Source organism: Rathayibacter sp. AY1C6, from assembly GCF_002931535.1.
GTDB lineage: Bacteria > Actinomycetota > Actinomycetes > Actinomycetales > Microbacteriaceae > Rathayibacter.
This window is the reverse complement of the sequence record NZ_PSWC01000002.1, coordinates 1-15,806: the sequence shown is the minus strand read 5'-3', so window position 1 is coordinate 15,806 and position 15,806 is coordinate 1. Positions and strand designations below refer to the sequence as shown.

The following is a 15,806-nucleotide window of genomic DNA, read 5'->3' as shown; positions in this document are numbered from 1 at the left end:
CGTCAGGCGAGCGGCTCGCGGTCGCGCGTCAGCGGGGCCGCCCGCAGCGCCCGCATGTAGATCCCGTACCGCCGCAGCTGGCCGGCCGACGCCGCGGCGCGCCCGGATCGCAGCCCGGACAGCCGGTACACCAGCATCCGCGACGCCATCCCCGCGAGCACGACCGCCCGCCAGACCTGCTGCTGCAGGTCCGAGCGCGCCATCCGCCAGCCGTACAGGTCGAAGAGGTTGACGATCCAGGCGGTGCCGACGCGGCCGTCGACGTCGCTCGAGGAGCCGCCCATCGCGTGCAAGGCGTGCAGGCGCGGATCGAGGACCACGCGCAGGCCCTCGGCGCGCAGGCGGAGGCAGATCTCGACGTCCTCGGCGTACATGAACCAGCGGTCGGTGAGTCCGCCGACGCGGTCCCAGACGGCCAGCGGGATCATCAGGCAGCCGCCGCTCACCCAGTCGACGTCGCGCGGGCGGCCGTGCAGGTCGGCGGCGAACAGGTAGTGGCCCTCGAAGGAGGGGAAGCGCCGGCCGAGGCGCGAGAGGCCGGTCTGGTGCAGGAGCATCCGGCGGACCGTGGGGGCGTGGCCGGCGGCGACGATCACGACGTCCTCGCCCTCGTTCTCGAGGAGGGGGGAGACGGCGCCGATCGTCGGATCGCTGTCGAGGAGTGACGCGAGCGAGCCGACGACCTCCGCCGAGATCTGCGCGTCGGGGTTCAGCAGCAGCAGGTGGCGGCCGGTGGCGTGGGCGGCGCCGAGGTTGACGGCCCGCGAGAATCCGGCGTTCTCGGTGTTCTCGACGACATGGACGTCCGGGTACTCGGCGCGCAGCACGGCGACCGTCTCGTCGCGCGAGAGGTTGTCGACCACCAGGATCTCGACGCTCTCGTCACGGCCGGCGAGCGCATCGAGGCAGGAGCGGATGACGCCGATGCTGTTGTAGGTGACGATCACGATCGACACGGACGGCCCGCTCACGGCAGCACCGCCACCATCGCGGCGCGCAGCCGGGCGACCACGGCGTCCCAGCTGTAGTACTCGAGCACCGGAGCCGGATCGAGCGATTCGGGCGGGTCGGCGACGAGCTCGCGGATCGACGCCGCGATCGCCGGCACGTCGCGCGGATCGACCAGGCGGGCGTGCTCGCCGAGGATCTCGCGGAACACGGGGATGTCGCTGGCGAGGATCGGCGTGCGGCAGGCCAGGGCCTCGAGGGTCGGCAGGCCGAAGCCCTCATCGAGGGTGAGGAAGAGGAACAGTGCGGCGTTCACGTAGAGCCAGCGCAGCTCCTCGGTCTCGATCCGCCCGAGCAGGCGCACCGAGCCGTCGTCGAGCGCGGCGCGCACAGCCGGAGGGAACTCGGTGCGGACGCCCGAGGCCTCGCCGACGACGAGGAGCGGGAAGGAGGGGGAGAGCACTCCCGAGGCGAGAGCGGCCTCGATCGTGGTCGCGAGGTTCTTGCGCGCGTTGAGGCGGCCGACGGCGAGGAGGAAGCCGTCGACGCCGTCGACGCCGTCGGGCGCCACGGGGTCCGCGGCGGCGAACGCCCGGTTGAGGCCGAGGCCGACGGGCACGGCGCTCGTCGCGGCCGAGGTGCGGACGATGCGGCGCGACTCCGCGACGCTGCTCGCGATCACCACGTCGGCGCGGCGGACGCTGAGCGGCATGAGCGAGAAGTAGGCGCGCTCCTTCCGCGTGAACCACTCCGGATTCGTGAGGAAGAGGAAGTCCTGGATGAACACCGCGGACCGCCCCGTCAGGGGGGTGAAGTTGTGCGCCAGGGTGATGTCCGGGCGGAGCCGGAGAGAGAGCAGAGCGAGTTCGAGAACAGCACTGATCCCCTGCGGCCGGAGTCTTGTCGGCACTACTCGGGCGAGTCCCGCTAACTCACGTCTCGCCGTCTCCACCCCCGTCAGGGGGACGGCAATGACAAGGGAATCCTCAGGAAACAGTCGCGCCCAGGAGAAGGTGATCTCTCGCATGACCTCACGGTTGGAGATCGGGCCGCGAATCCACCAATTACCATCGAGCAGGACCCGTAGGGATCCTCGGTGCGAACCTGTGCCGGGCATTCGACCCCTGTCTGGGAATGGGTTCTCATGGATGTCCCGACTGTAGCGAACGGACTCCTGCACCGGACGCCCACGAGTACCGGCCCGAGGGTCGCCGCACCGAGGAGAGGGCCCCATGAGAGCTCGACGCCGCACTGCACTCGTCCGCTGGGCCGTCGCCGCGCTGGGGGCTGTCGTGGTGCTCAACGCGGTCGTCGTCGCCCAGACGCAGGTGGGCTCGGACGCGACCGCCGACTTCCTGAGCTCGGTCACGGCGCTGACCAACATCCTCTCGGTGATCGCCTTCGCGATCGCGGGCCGGAGCGCCTGGCGATCCGCGCGATCCGGGGGCAGGAGGAGTGCTGCGGCGCACGGGGAGTCGCGGGCGATCACGGCGATGCGCACCCTCAACACCGCCACGCTGCTGAGCATGTCGGGCCTGTTCCTGGTGATCTACGGGCCCGCCGTGCTCGGCGATCCGGCTCAGCTGAACCCGAGCACGGTGGTCCTGCACGTGCTCGTGCCGGCGCTCGCGCTGGTCGAGCTGCTCGCCGTCCCGGGCGCCCGCCCGGTCGACCTCCGGCTGGTCTGGGCGGTGATGGTGTTCCCCGTCCTGTGGTTCGCCTACACCTTCGCCCGGGGCGCTCTCACGTCGCGCTACGTGTACGAGTTCCTCGACCCGGAGCTCTCCGGCGGGGAGCGGATCATCGTCGGGATGACCGTCCTGATCCTCTCGATCTTCTTCCTGATGGGTGTCGCGATCCTGTCCCTCCAGCGGTGGCGAACGGCGGTCCGTTCGCCGCTAGTATGAGCGCCAATACCCGCCTTCGGGGGTGCGAGTTAGGCCGTCGAACGAATGCTGTGCACCGTCGCATACGCCTGGTATTGCGACAGCAGATTTCGTCCGGCGATCGCCTGCGACGAGGCGACGCACAACAAAGGGAGAACCGGGACATGGGCAGGTCGGTCGCCATTATCGGCACGCGGGGCTATCCCAGTTACTACGGGGGATTCGAGACAGCCGTCCGACGTCTCGCGCCGTTCCTGGCGGAGCAGGGATGGGAGGTCACGGTCTACGGAAGGCCGGGCACCACGGCCCTGCAGGACCCGGACCGCGACGAGCGTGTGATCACCCGGCAGACGCGGGGAGTCGAGAGCAAGTCGCTCAGCACCCTCTCCTACGGGCTCACGGCCGCTCTCGACGCGGCGAAGCGCAAGCCCGACGTCGCCCTGGTGCTCAACTGCGCCAACGGCTTCTGGCTGCCGATCCTCAAGCAGCGCGGCATCCCCACCGTCGTCAACGTCGACGGCATCGAGTGGGACCGCGCCAAGTGGGGCCGCTTCGCGAAGTTCGTCTTCCACCAGGGCGCGGTCTGGACCGCCCGCCACGGCGACCGCATGGTCTACGACGCCGCGGCGATCGAGACGCGCTGGAAGCGGGAGTTCGGCCGCGACGGCGACGTCATCCCCTACGGCGGCGACGTCCCGCCGGAGCACCCGGTCGAGCCGGGGCTCACCCACCGCGGCTACGCGCTGATCGTGGCGCGCTTCGTCCCCGAGAACACGGTGCCCGAGTTCATCGAGGCGGCCGAGCGGATCGCGCGGACCCACGACGTGGTCGTCGTCGGCTCCTCCGGCTACGGCGGGCCGATCGACCAGGCGGTCAGCGCCCTCGCGCAGCAGAACGCGCGGGTGCACTGGTTCGGGCACGTCAGCGACGACACCCGTCTCCACTCTCTCTGGCAGCACGCCGGGGCCTACTTCCACGGGCACAGCGTCGGCGGCACCAACCCGGCTCTCGTGCAGGCGATGGCCTGCGGGGCTCCGGTCGTCGCCCGCGACACCGTCTTCAACCGCGAGGTGCTCCAGGAGGCGGGGCGCTTCGTCGCTCCGACCCCGGACGCGATCGCCGAGGGCGTGCTCGCCGTGCTGAACGACCCGATCGAGCAGGAGCGGCTCTCGTACCGCGGGCACCTGCGGGCCCTGCACGCCTACTCCTGGGCCGAGGTGAACGCCGGCTACGAGCGCTCGCTGCTCAGCGTCATCGCCGAGCGGGCCTCCGCGGGAGCGAGCAGGAGCCGGGCGTGAGGGCCCCGCGCGACCTCGGCTACGACGACCTCCTCATCAGCTACCACGTCGGCCCGCTGACGGGCGTGACTGCGGAGCGTGTGCGCACCGCGCTGCGCGACCTCCTCCTCTCGCCCCGCGGCGCCGTGCTCCTGCGGCGCCGCACCCGGCTCCGCGGGTGGCGCCGGATCGACGTGGCTGCCGCCCTGGACGCGGCCGAGCGCGCCGTGCGGGTCGTCGACGGCCCCCTCGAGCGCGCGGACCTGGCGCACCGCCTGCTGGCGCCGCAGTTCGCGCCGGGCGAGCTGCCGGTCCGGATCCTGTTCGACGGCGCGACGGTCGGCTTCACCCTCCCGCACAGCCTCTTCGACGGCACCGGAGCGACCGCGGTCGTCGCGCTCGTGATCGAGAAGCTGGGCGCCCCGGGGGCCGATGACACCGCTGGGAAGCCGCTCGCCGCCGCTCCGCTGCGCGAGATCGTGGAGCGCTTCGAGCTGACGGGCCTCGCCGGAGCGAGGAGGGCCCGCGACACCTTCCGCACCCTGACCGCCGCGACCGGCACCGGCTACCAGCTCGACACGACCCTCTCGAAGGAGGAGTCGGACCGTCGCGCCCGCCTGGTGACCGCCGTCCTGGGCCCGGAGACGCTGCGCGCGATCGCCGCGACTCCGGAGCAGGCGCGTGAGGGCCGGCGCCCCGCCCGTCCGCCCGTGTCGCTCAAGACCGCGAGCCTCGTGCTCCGCTGCCTGCAGGACTGCGCCGCCGACGGCCTCGACTTCCGCGTCGTCGTCCCGGTCGACGCGCGCCGCTGGGTCGCGAAGGGCACCGAGGTCGGCGGCAACCTCTCGCCGTCCCTCCCGCTCGGCCGCCTCCGCGCCGACGACTGGTCCGCGACCTCGCTCCTCGAGCGGCTGTCCGCGGCCACCAGGTCGGGCCTCCCCGCGACCTGGCTGCTCGCGAGCGCGCTGCTGAGCATCAAGACCCTCGGGCAGCACCTGCTGGCACCCCTGCGCACGCCGCGCGGGACGCCCCGCGTGCCGTGGGAGATCCACGTCTCCCTCCCCTCCACCGAGGTGCCCGTCCCGAAGGAGCTGCTGCCTCGGATCGAGCCGGACACCATGGTCGGCGGGATGCCCGCCCACCTGCGCTTCCCGCTCGGCGTCTGGGTCGAGATCGCGCCGCTGCGCGACAGCATGCACCTGACCGTCCACGACGAGACCGGCACCTTCGCTCTCGACGGCTTCGAGGAGCGGCTGCTCGCCGCCGTCGGCGCCCGGGCCGCGGAGGCCTCGTGAGCGGGCTGCTGCGCCTCCTGAACTCCCCGATCACCATGCTCGCGAGCCGCCTCTCGGTGGCGGCGCTCGGGCTGGTCAGCGCCCCGCTGATCGCGCAGGCCCTCGGCCCGAGCGGACGCGGCGAGACGGCCGCGGCCCTCGCCTCGATGTACCTGATCCCGATCGTGCTCGCGCTCGGCATGCCCCTCGAGATCCGTCGGCGCGTTCTCGCCGCGGCGGGCGACCTGGGCGCGGTGCGCACGGCCAGGCGGCTCGCTCTGCTGACCGCGATCCCGGCGGCGCTGATCGCCTGGCTGCTCACCTCCACTCTCCTCTCGGCGCTCGACGAGGCGGCCACGATCGCGGTGTTCGTCGCGATCACCGGGACCCCGCTCATGGTCTGCTGGATGATCGACATCGGCGTCGTCGGGGCGCAGCGCCGCTTCGGAGCGGTCGCGCTGCTCCAGGCCACGCAGCCGCTGGTCTACGTCGGCGGGATCGTGGTGCTGTTCCTCCTCGACTCGATCACCGTCTCGGGCGTGATCTGGTCGAACTTCGCCGGCTCCGTGATGACCGCGCTGATCGGCTCGCTCCTCGACCGCCCCCGCGGAGCCGCTCCGGCGCCCTGGCGGCCGCTCGTCCGCGGCTCCGTCACCTTCTACGGCGCGCAGGCCTCGGACGCCGCGTACCAGCGCCTCGACCAGGTCATCATGCTGCCGCTGATCGGCTCGCACCAGGCCGGCCTCTACTCGGTGGCCGTGACGATCGGCACGCTGCCCGTGTTCCTCGCGCACGCGGTCGCCGCTCCGGTCTTCTCGGACATCAGCCGGACGGAGGGGGGCGCCCGCGTCACCGCGACCGGCGACGCCCTGCGCTCGGCCTTCGCGGTCGGCCTCGCCTCCGCCGTGTTCCTCGCCGTCGTCACTCCCTGGGGCGTGCCGTTCCTCTTCGGCGACGAGTTCGCGGAGGCGATGCCCGCGGTCTTCTTCGCGATCCTCGGCTCCGTCTTCGTGGTCGTCACCGTCAGCGCGGGCGAGGTGCTCTCGGCGCGCAACCGCGGCATCAGCCTCACCGTCGCGCAGGGCGCCGGGCTGATCACCTGCCTCGTGCTCCTGTTCGCCTTCGGCCCGGCGAACGGCGCGATCGCCGCCGCCATCGCCAACGCGAGCGGGATCCTGATGGCGCTGGTGGTGATGGTGCTCTCGATCCGGCCCCCGGCGCGGACCATCGTCCCGCGGCCCTCCGACGTGCCGCTGGTCGTCCGGCGCCTCACGATGCGGGGCGGCGCGGCATGACCCGCACCGCGGCGCCGCTGCCCCGGGCCGGCTCCCGTACTGTCGCCCGCGGACCGGTGCGCACCCGCCGCACACTCCGCGCCCTCCTCGGCCGTGACGGGCTCGGCCTGCCGTGGCTGGGAGTCCTGCTGCTGGTCTTCGCCCTCCCCGCGAACGGAGTCGCCTCCGCGTTCCTCCCGGGCGCCTCGGCGACCGCGTTCGGCGCGATCAAGGACGCCACGATCCTCGGGCTCTTCCTGCTCGTGCTGGTCAGCGGGCGGATCAAGCGGGTGCCGGTGCCGATCGTCGTGCTGGTGCTGATGATCGTCGGCCTCGGCGCCGTCTCAGCCGTGTGGACCGCGAACCCGATCCAGGCCGCGTACGGCTGGCGCAACGACTTCCTGCCGTTCCTCGCGCTCATCGTGGTGCCCGCGGTGCTCGAGAAGCGCCACCTCGGGATCCTCGCGACCGCGTTCGTCGTCGCGCTGCAGCTCTCCTCGATCACGACGATCCTCACCTGGAACCAGGGCCTCGACTGGCTGTTCACCCTCGGGGTGTTCCCGCTGGCTCCCGGGACGCCGTTCCCCTCCTCCCTCTTCGTCGCCGGCAGCATCGTGCCCCGCGGCTTCAGCCCCTACAGCGCCCCGAACGAGAGCGCCGTCGCCGTCACGATCGCGCTCGCCGTGCTGTGGACCCGCCCCCGATGGCCGCTGTGGCTGAAGGGCGCTCTGACGCTCCTGCCGCTGGTGGCCGTCTACCTGACGCAGTCCCGGAGCGGCTACATCGGCCTGGCGATGCTCGCGGTGACCCTGGTGGCCTGGGCGCTGTTCCGCGCGAAGCCGATGCTGGTGTGGGCGATGCTCACCGTGACCACCGCCGCGGCCGTCGGCGGAGTCACGCTCTACCTCTACATCGACAAGGTGATCTCGCACGTCGCCGACCCGTCGCTGATCGGCCACAGCGACAGCCTGCTCGAGAACATCCCGCTGCTCGTCGCGCACCCGTTCGGCTTCGGCCTCGGCAAGGTCGGCCCGCGCGCGCAGCTGTACTCGACCGACAGCGTCCTCGTCGAGAGCTTCTTCCTCGTACTCGCGATCGAGTCGGGGATCATCGCGATGCTGCTGTTCGCGGCGCTGCTGGTGTACCTGTTCCTCCGCGGGCTACGCGCGCCGACCCTCGACGGCTTCCTGCCCACGGCCGTGGTCGCGGGCACGCTGGTCAGCTACACGGTGCTGCCGACGCTCCAGGAGGGTCCGGTGGCGTACACGCTCTGGATCGTCTGCGGCATGGGCGTCGTGGCGGGGCGGGCCGAGCAGGCGGTGCGCGCGGGCACCGCCCGGGTCCGCGAGCCCTCACCCTCGCGCAACGCCGCCCACCTCGACGGGCCGCGCGCCGGCACCGGGGCGCACGTCGTCACTCCCCGCGGGGAGGGGCGCCGGCACCGGCTGCAGCGCTCGCGGGTCTCAGGCGGACGCCGTCGCCGCGGCGGCGACGACCGTGCTGCGGGGAGCCTGCGCGACAACGGTCCCGAGGACGTCGCCCCCGACGTCCCGTAGCCGGTCGGCCGCGGCGACGAGGTCGGCCGAGGACGAGACGCCGGCGCCCGCGACGAGGACGGTCGTGGCGACCATCTTGCCCAGCAGCACCGCGTCGGTGGCCGAGAGGATCGCGGGGGAGTCGACGATCACGTGGTCGTAGCGGCGCGAGAGGTGCGCGATCACGCGCTCCATCGCGGGGGTGCCGATCAGGTCGCTCGGGTTCGCCTGGCTGCCGCCGGCCGTGAGCACCGTGACGCCCTGCGCGCTGACGGGCAGCGACCCGTCGGCGGGCAGGGTGCCGGTGCGGAGCAGGTCGGCGAGGGTCGGTCCGCCCGTGGGGACGCGGAAGACCGTCGACTGCGCCGGGTCGCGCAGGTCGGCGTCGATCAGCACCACGGTGCGGCCGATCTGGGCGATCGAGACGGCGAGGTTCGCGGCCACCGTGCTCTTGCCGTCGCCCTCGCGGGCGGAGGTGACGAGCAGGGTGCGCTCGTGGGTGCCGGAGCCGAAGAGGAGCGTCGTGCGCAGCATCCGGAACGACTCGGCGACGGCGCTGCGGCCGTCCACGACGAGGGGGGAGCGACGGACGGCCGTGTCGAAGGGGATCGACTCGAGCACCGGCAGGGTGGTGCCGGCGGCGACGTCCTTCGCCGAGCGGATGCGGGAGTCGCCGAGCGAGCGCAGCACGACGACACCGACGCCGAGGATGAGGCCGGTCGCTCCGCCGAGCACCAGGTAGACGAGCAGGTCGGGGCTGAGCGGCGAGCCCGGCACGGAGGCGGCCTCGAGCACCTTCACGTCGACCCGGCTCGCGCCGCCCGTGACGGGGCGCTCGATCTGCGCGACGTAGCTGCGCAGGCTCTCGGAGACCGCGTCGGCGATCCGCGCGGCCTGCTGGGCGTCGGCGTCGACCACGTCGATGCTCATGATGACCGTGCCGGGGAGCGCGGCCGGAGTGACCTCGCCCGCCAGGTCGCCGACGGTCATGTCGAGTCCGAGGTCGTCGATGACGGGCTGCAGCACCGAGCTCGAGTCGACCAGCGCGACGTAGGAGGCCACCCGGGCCTCGGCACTCGTGAAGGAGGCGCCGACCTCGGCGCTGGACTGGTTGTCGGCGGTCGCGACGGAGACGAACACGGTCGTCTGCGCCCGGTACTCCGACTCCGACGCCATGGTCGCCACGGAGGCGGCCGCGAGGCCGAGGGCGACGAAGATCGAGATGACGAGCCAGCCCCGGCGGAGAAGACGTCCGTACTCGCGAATTCCCACAGTGCCGTCCTAGTCGAGGAGGGACCCGGCGGACCGGATCGAGACGATGAGCGTGCTGGTGTCGATCCTGGCAGAACCGCGCCGCGTGTCACCGGCGCCGGGCCGTGCGGACGCCTCCGGACCGGCGCGGCGGGGCGCATCCGGGCCGTCGGGGGCTCAGGCCTGTCGGATCCCGCCCGGTCGGTGTCGCGGGACGACGGACGGCGGCAGGCCGGACCGCGCCGGACCGCCTCCGCTGCCGCCTCCGACCGTGCCTACTTCTTGTAGCTCCTGGTGAGGGTGTTGTCGCCGGGGGTGGGGTCGCCGATCGCGGTGGAGCTCTTGGCGGTGATGGTGGAGGTGCCGGTCTTGGGCGTGAGGACGATGGTCCTGGTGGTGCTCTGTCCGGCTGCGAGGGTGGGGATCTTCCAGGTGAGGACCGTGGTCCCGGCGATCTTGCCGGGGGTGCGGGTGGCGCCTCCGGTGTCGGTGACGGTGGTGGGGACGATCATCTGGATGACGGTGGATCCGGTGTCGCGGGTGCCGACGTTGGTGACGGTGGTGGTGGCGGTGAGGGTCCTGCCGGTGATCTTCGTGGCGGTGGGGGTGAGGGCGACCTTCAGGTCGGCGCGGCTGCCGGAGACGATCTTGACGATGCGGGTGGCGGTCGCGGCGGCCCAGGTGCCGTCGCCGGCCTGGGCGGCGGTGACGGTGCAGGCGCTCGTCCCGGTGAGGGTCACCGTTCCCGCGGAGGTGACGGTGCACGGGCCGGTGGCGGTGTAGGCCACCGGGAGACCGGAGGAGGCCTTCGCGGCGAGGGAGTAGGCGACTCCGGTGGTCGGGGTCGCCGACGTGTTCGCGGTGAACGCGACGGTCTGCGGCTTCTTCTCGATCGACGCGGCGGTCACCACGAGGGTGCGGGTCGCCTGCGGGGCGGCGTTCCGGTCGGCGTCGCCGGCCTGATCCAGGGTGAGCACGCAGTCTCCCGGAGCGGCGAAGGTCACGGTGCCGTTCGCGACGGTGCAGGCCGCGGAGGCGGTCCCGAGGACGATCGGGGCGCTCGACGCGCCGCCGGTGACGGTCGGAGTCCACGTTCCTCCGACGACCGCCGCGGGAGCGGTGGAGGTGAAGGCGACGGTCTGCGCAGCCCTGCCGATCGTGAAGGCGCGGTCGGCGTGAGCAGCGGCGTGCGCAGCGTCGCCGGCCTGCTCGAGGGTCAGGGTGCAGGTGCCGGCGTGGTCGTAGGAGACCGAGCCCCCGGAGACCGAGCAGGCTCCCGAGGCGGCGAGCAGCGGATCGGCGGAGGACGGGCCCCGGACGATCACCGGCGTGGACGATCCGCCGACGACCGCGTCGACCGGAGCGTCGCCGCCGAACGAGACGGACCCGGCGGCCAGGCCCACCGCGATGGTCTGCGAGACCTGCGCAGCGGCGAGATGACCGGAGTCGCCGGCCTGATCGGCGGTGACGGTGCAGGTGCCGGCGCCTTCGAAGGTGACGACGCCGTCCGTCAGGGTGCAGGCGCCCGAGGCGGCGAGCACGACCGGCTGCCCGGACGCGCCGCCCGTCGCGGCGGGCGTGTAGGTGCCGCCCGGGACGGCGGGGGAGGGGGGAGTGGAGGTGAAGGCGATCGTCTGGGCCGGAAGGGTCACCTGAACGGTGCCGGCGACGTTCGGAGCCTGCTGATAGGTGGAGTCGCCCTGCTGGAACGCGTAGTACGAGCAGGTGCCGACAGCGGTGAGGAGGATGTCGACGGAGCCCGGATCGACCCGGGTCGTGCGGCAGGCGTCGTACGCGACGGCGAAGGCGGGCAGGCCCGAGCTCGCGGTCATCGTGAGGGTGACGGTGTCGCCGACGGCTCCGGTCGTGGGAGGGGTCGGGGCGAGGGTGATCGTCTGGGGTCCCTTCCGCACCGTGAAGGTGGACGACCGCTGCAGAGCGGGCGCGTAGTCCGCGTTCCCGAGCTGGTCGGCGGTGACGACGCACTCCTCGCCGACCTCGGTGAAGGTCACCACGCCGTCGGCGATGGTGCAGCCGCCGGTCGCGCCGTAGGTCGTGGGAAGCCCCGACGTGGCTGTCGCGACGGGGGAGTAGGTGGCGGAGCGCGCGGTGTCGATGCCGTGCGGGTAGTCGTAGACGATGCTCTGCGGGAGGCGGTCGACGGTGAACGATCCGGTGCGCTGCGGCGCGGGGAGGTAGAGCTCCGAGCCCTCCTGGTCGAAGCGGATGGTGCAGGTGCCCGGGCGGAGGTTGCGCACGGAGGTGCCGCCGATGATCGAGCAGACCTCCGGGGTCGTGCTCGTGACCGTGACCGGCAGACCGCTGCCGGCACTGGCGCGGAGGTCGGCGTCCTCATCCGTCGTGAGAGCGCTCGTGGGGAGGAGGAAGTCGATGCTCTGCGCCTTCCGCACCACCTCCTCCACCGGCTTCGCGACCACCGTGAAGCTCGTCTCGACCGCCGGGGCCGCCGCGTAGCGCTGGTCGCCGGGCTGGCCGGCGCGGACGACGCAGGTCCCCGCGGCGACGCCCGCGAACACGGACCGGCTCAGTCCCTCGAAGAGGAACGGAGTGCCGTCGAGCCGGCAGACCTCCGGCGTCGTGGTCGTGAAGTCCACCGGGAGACCCGAGGTGGACGTCGCGGTCACCGAGTAGGAGCCGGTCGAGTACGCGTAGCCCGCCAGCGCGAAGGCGACCGACTGGGACCTGGGCGAGAGAGTCCTGGTGCGGACGACGTCCGGAGCCGCGGTCCAGCCCGTGCCCCCGGCCTGGGAGGCGGTGATGGAGCAGAGCCCGCCGACCCGGCCGACCGCGCGTCCCGCGGTCACCGTGCACACGTCAGGAGTGGTGCTGACGTAGGTCACCGGCAGACCCGAGGACGCGGTGGCCTGCAGGACGAGGTCCCGACCGTCGGTGTCGAGGCCGGTCAGCTCCGGGAACGCGATCGTCTGCCCGGTCTGCGCGGTGAGGGTGAAGGTCGAGCGCGTGATCGGTGTCCGTGCGTAGACGACGGGATCCCGGTTGTACCCGTTGAATCCGGTGTAGAGCGCGCGGATCTCGTGGCTCCCGCGCGCGAATCCCTCCGGGACCTCGATGCTCACGGTCTCGGACGTCTCCGCACCGGTCAGCGCGACGGTGCCGAGCGGTCGCTGCGTCTGGCCGGTGAACTCGGTGAACGAGATCGATCCTCCGCCGATCTGGTCCGGCTTCCTCGTGTAGCCGGTGTCGACGTCCCGGTACGAGTTCTTCGAGAGAGTGGCGGTGAGGGTCGTGGGGACGTCGATCGCGGTCGTCGACGCGCTCACCGTCATGGTGGCGTCGGGGAGCCAGGCGACCAGTGCGTCGCCGACCTTGTAGGGGCTGAGCCCGGGATCGGCGATCGGCCAGCTCCCTCCGCCTCCGCCTCCGCCGCCGGCTGCTCCCAGGTCGGTGTAGATGAACTCGCCGCCGCCCGCTCCGCCTCCGCCGCCGCCCGCCGATCCGGCGCCGCCCTGTCCGCCGCTGGCGTAGACGTCGCCCGAAGCCCGCGCGCCTGCTCCGCCGAAGCCGTGAGGGTCGGCGCCCAGGCCGTCCCAGAACATGTGCCCGGTCCCGCCGCTCGCCTCCGAGCCGAACGTCGGGACGGCGTCGAGGAAGCCGCCGAGGTAGGCGGTGTCGCCACCGCTGCCGCCGGTCCCCGGGGTGTCGATCGTCGCGCCGCCGCCGCCGCCACCGGGGAAGCCGCCGGTGCCGTGGCCCGCTTCGCCCGGCCGGCCGGCGGCACCGCCGTCGGAGCCGTCGTACAGGATGGTCGCGTTCGATCCGCTTCCTCCGCCCGCGGCGACGGCGATGACATCGCCGCCGACGGGGTCGCAGTTCTCGTCGGGTTCGCTGAAGGACACCCACTTGGCGTCCCCACCCCCCTCGAAGCCCCCGCTCCGGAGGCTTCCCCAGTAGATCGTCTGACCGGGCGTCACCTTCACGTCGTAGAGCGTGAGAGCCGCGCCGGCGCCGCCGGTGCCCCCGGTGTTCCCCACGCTGTCGAAGTCCTGACCGTCGGCGCCTCGGTTTCCCCGGGCGGTGACGTCGGCGGTGTGGACGTTCGCAGGCACAGTGAACCTGCCGTCCGTCGTGCACGCGTCCAAGAACCGATTAGCGGAGGCGGGGGGTGCGCCGACCAGCGTGAGCGCCGCGGCGGCGAGAACCACCGCGAGACCGCCGGCGAGGGGGCGCCGGAGGCGGGACCGCGTCGAGGGGGACGGGGTCGAGGGGGACGGGTTCGAGCGCATGGCGGGCCTTCCGGACGCCCGGGCGGGTCGGGGGATCCGATTCTCAGGCGATCCGCAGGTTACGGGCGGGGCGACGGCAGTGCCAGAGGAAGCGGGGAGCGCGGGCTTAACGGGGGGTGACGCATCGGCGGGCTATGCCGGGGAGGCCGGACGGCCGTGGTCCGAGGGGTCGATCCGGATGGCGCACTCGAGGAGCTCGGCGCTCCTCCACAGGGCGCGGATCAGCGCGGGCATCCCCGGGAGCGATCGTCACGACCCCGAGCCCTCAGGACTCGGAGCCCCGCCGGACCCGCAGCCGCGTCTCCTCGAGGTCGAGCAGCGACTGGGCGTCGCGGAGGATGCGCTGCGGGTAGGCGCGGCGCGAGCGCGCGTCCAGCAGCGCCTCCCGCTCGGCCGCGACCACGGCGAGGCGCAGCGCCCGGTAGAGGCGGTGCGGAGAGTCCGCGACCGACCGCTCCGTGCCGCGCGAGCGCTCCCAGGCGGCCTCGGAGCGGAGGAACGACGTCTGCCGCACCCGCTCCAGGACGTCCGGAGCGACGCCGTCGGCACCCTCGACGGCGTCGCCCGGGCGCTCCAGCACCGAGAGGCCCTTCTCGGTGATCTCGTCGAGCAGGCCCGCGAGCGCGCGCTGGTCCTCGGGCACGTCGATCCCGCGGATGCCCAGCGCCCGGATCAGCAGCGGCAGCGTGCTGCCCTGGATCAGCAGGGTCGCGACGGCCACGGTGAAGGCGATCAGCACGAGCTGCGGGCGGTAGGGGATGTCCTCGGGCAGCGACTGCGCGGCCGCGAGGGTCACCACTCCACGCATCCCGGACCAGCCGAGCACCAGACCGCCGCGCCAGCCGATGCCGTTGCGGCTGAAGTGCCGGTAGTCGCTGCGGCGCAGCAGGTAGCGCCGCTTCGCTCGGCCGCGCTCCTCCTTCGGCAGCTCCTGCGCCTCGGGCGACTCGAGCAGCTCCTTCTGCTCGCGGGCCCGGCGCTCGGCCCGGCGGGTCTGCCAGCGCTCGCCGAGGAGGACCGGCCCGACCCAGAGGAAGCGCACGACGATCAGCCCGACCACCGCGATCAGCCCGATCCCGACCGCTCCGGGCACGGAGAGGCGTGCGCTGTCGGCGTCGTGGATCAGCGAGCGGATCTCGAGCCCGATCAGCAGGAACACGCCGTTCTCGAGCAGGAACTGCACGGTCCGCCAGTTGATCCGGTCGTTCACCCGCGACTGCGCGGTGAAGGCGCGTGAGGAGGCGTGCCCGGTGTGCAGGCCGGCGACGACCACGGCGAGCACGCCCGAGGCGCCCAGGCCCTCGGCGGGGATGAACGCGACGAAGGGGACGATGAAGGAGAGGACGGTGTTGAGCACCGGGTCCTCGAGCCGCGAGCGGACGAAGACGGTGACGACGCTGGCCACGAGCCCGACCACGACGGCCACGACGACCGCGTAGAGGAAGTCGCCGATCGCGGCCCACGGCGTCGCGAGCGTCCCGGCGGCGGCGGCGAGGGCCGAGCGGAGGAGCACCAGCGCGGTCGCGTCGTTGATCAGCCCCTCGCCCTCGAGCAGGGTGAGCAGCCGCGGCGGGAGGCCGAGGCGCCGGCCGACCGAGGTCGCGGCGACCGCATCGGGCGGGCTGATGATCGCGCCCACGGCGATCGCCAGGCCCAGCCCGAGCTCGGGGAGGAGGAGGAAGAGGAGCGCGCCGACGCCGGCCGCCGAGATCAGCACCAGCACGACCGACAGGCCGGTGATGGTGGTGAGGTTCCGGCGGAAGTCGATGAACGGGACGCTGAGCGCCGCCGCGTACAGCAGCGGCGGCAGCACGCCGTCGAGCACCCACTCGTGCGGGACGACCACCTCCGGAACCCCGGGGATGTACGAGAGGCCGACGCCGGCGAGCACGAGGACGATCGGGGCGGCGACGCCGAGGCGCCGCGAGAAGACGGCGACCGCGACGAGGACCGAGACGCCGACGATCGCGGCGATGCCCAGCTCCATCAGCGGAGGCTCTCGAGGGCGCAGAAGGGCATGGTCTCGTCTCCAGGGGGTGGCGGGCGATCGCCCGCCACCCCCTGGAGACGAGACCATGCCCTTCTGCGCCCTCGAG

10 protein-coding genes are annotated in these 15,806 nt (G+C 72.9%); 5 read left to right on the top strand and 5 right to left on the bottom strand.

What is annotated here, in order from left to right:
• Positions 1-2 precede the first annotated feature (2 nt).
• Both C5D36_RS01685 and C5D36_RS16715 read right to left on the bottom strand, forming a co-directional pair.
• Positions 3-956 carry a glycosyltransferase family 2 protein gene (locus C5D36_RS01685; RefSeq protein ID WP_181072726.1) on the bottom strand — a complete coding sequence of 318 codons (954 nt, stop codon included), beginning with the start codon at positions 954-956 and terminating at the stop codon, positions 3-5.
• A gap of 11 nt (positions 957-967) precedes the next feature.
• Complete coding sequence (locus tag C5D36_RS16715; protein WP_181072724.1) at positions 968-1,735, bottom strand: glycosyltransferase family 1 protein; 768 nt, start codon at positions 1,733-1,735, stop codon at positions 968-970.
• Between the two features lie 445 nt (positions 1,736-2,180).
• Between C5D36_RS16715 and C5D36_RS16710 the strand changes: the two genes are divergently transcribed.
• The 5 genes from C5D36_RS16710 (at position 2,181) to C5D36_RS01655 (ending at position 8,215) form a co-directional block, all read left to right on the top strand.
• Complete coding sequence (locus tag C5D36_RS16710; RefSeq protein WP_181072722.1) at positions 2,181-2,855, top strand: Pr6Pr family membrane protein; 675 nt, start codon at positions 2,181-2,183, stop codon at positions 2,853-2,855.
• Positions 2,856-2,998: 143 nt separating this feature from the next.
• Positions 2,999-4,132, top strand: a complete 1,134-nt coding sequence (locus tag C5D36_RS01670; protein WP_104238963.1) for a glycosyltransferase — start codon at positions 2,999-3,001, stop codon at positions 4,130-4,132.
• A complete protein-coding gene (locus C5D36_RS01665; RefSeq protein WP_104295052.1) occupies positions 4,129-5,406 on the top strand; it encodes a hypothetical protein in 1,278 nt (425 codons plus the stop codon). Before C5D36_RS01670 ends, C5D36_RS01665 begins: the two co-directional genes overlap by 4 nt.
• Positions 5,403-6,680, top strand: a complete 1,278-nt coding sequence (locus tag C5D36_RS01660) for a lipopolysaccharide biosynthesis protein (protein WP_104295051.1) — start codon at positions 5,403-5,405, stop codon at positions 6,678-6,680. Before C5D36_RS01665 ends, C5D36_RS01660 begins: the two co-directional genes overlap by 4 nt.
• Positions 6,677-8,215, top strand: a complete 1,539-nt coding sequence (locus C5D36_RS01655; RefSeq protein ID WP_104295050.1) for an O-antigen ligase — start codon at positions 6,677-6,679, stop codon at positions 8,213-8,215. The genes C5D36_RS01660 and C5D36_RS01655 overlap by 4 nt, the downstream gene beginning before the upstream one ends.
• Here the strand turns inward: C5D36_RS01655 and C5D36_RS01650 are convergent.
• The 3 genes from C5D36_RS01650 to C5D36_RS01635 form a co-directional block, all read right to left on the bottom strand.
• Positions 8,123-9,466, bottom strand: a complete 1,344-nt coding sequence (locus C5D36_RS01650; RefSeq protein ID WP_104295049.1) for a polysaccharide biosynthesis tyrosine autokinase — start codon at positions 9,464-9,466, stop codon at positions 8,123-8,125. The genes C5D36_RS01655 and C5D36_RS01650 overlap by 93 nt on opposite strands.
• A gap of 254 nt (positions 9,467-9,720) precedes the next feature.
• On the bottom strand, positions 9,721-13,458 hold the full coding sequence (locus tag C5D36_RS17265; protein ID WP_181072721.1) for a DUF11 domain-containing protein: 3,738 nt from the start codon (positions 13,456-13,458) through the stop codon (positions 9,721-9,723).
• A 517-nt stretch (positions 13,459-13,975) separates the two neighbouring features.
• Positions 13,976-15,697: a sodium:proton antiporter gene (locus tag C5D36_RS01635; protein ID WP_104295047.1), complete on the bottom strand. Its 1,722-nt coding sequence runs from the start codon at positions 15,695-15,697 to the stop codon at positions 13,976-13,978.
• Positions 15,698-15,806 lie beyond the last annotated feature (109 nt).

What these genes read in the sequence shown, in the direction of transcription:
- C5D36_RS16710 (WP_181072722.1), top strand. Translation starts at nt 2,181, where the DNA reads ATGAGAGCTCGACGCCGCACTGCACTCGTCCGCTGGGCCGTCGCCGCG.
- C5D36_RS01670 (WP_104238963.1), top strand. Translation starts at nt 2,999, where the DNA reads ATGGGCAGGTCGGTCGCCATTATCGGCACGCGGGGCTATCCCAGTTAC.
- C5D36_RS01655 (WP_104295050.1), top strand. Translation starts at nt 6,677, where the DNA reads ATGACCCGCACCGCGGCGCCGCTGCCCCGGGCCGGCTCCCGTACTGTC.
- C5D36_RS01635 (WP_104295047.1), bottom strand. Translation starts at nt 15,697, where the DNA reads ATGGAGCTGGGCATCGCCGCGATCGTCGGCGTCTCGGTCCTCGTCGCG.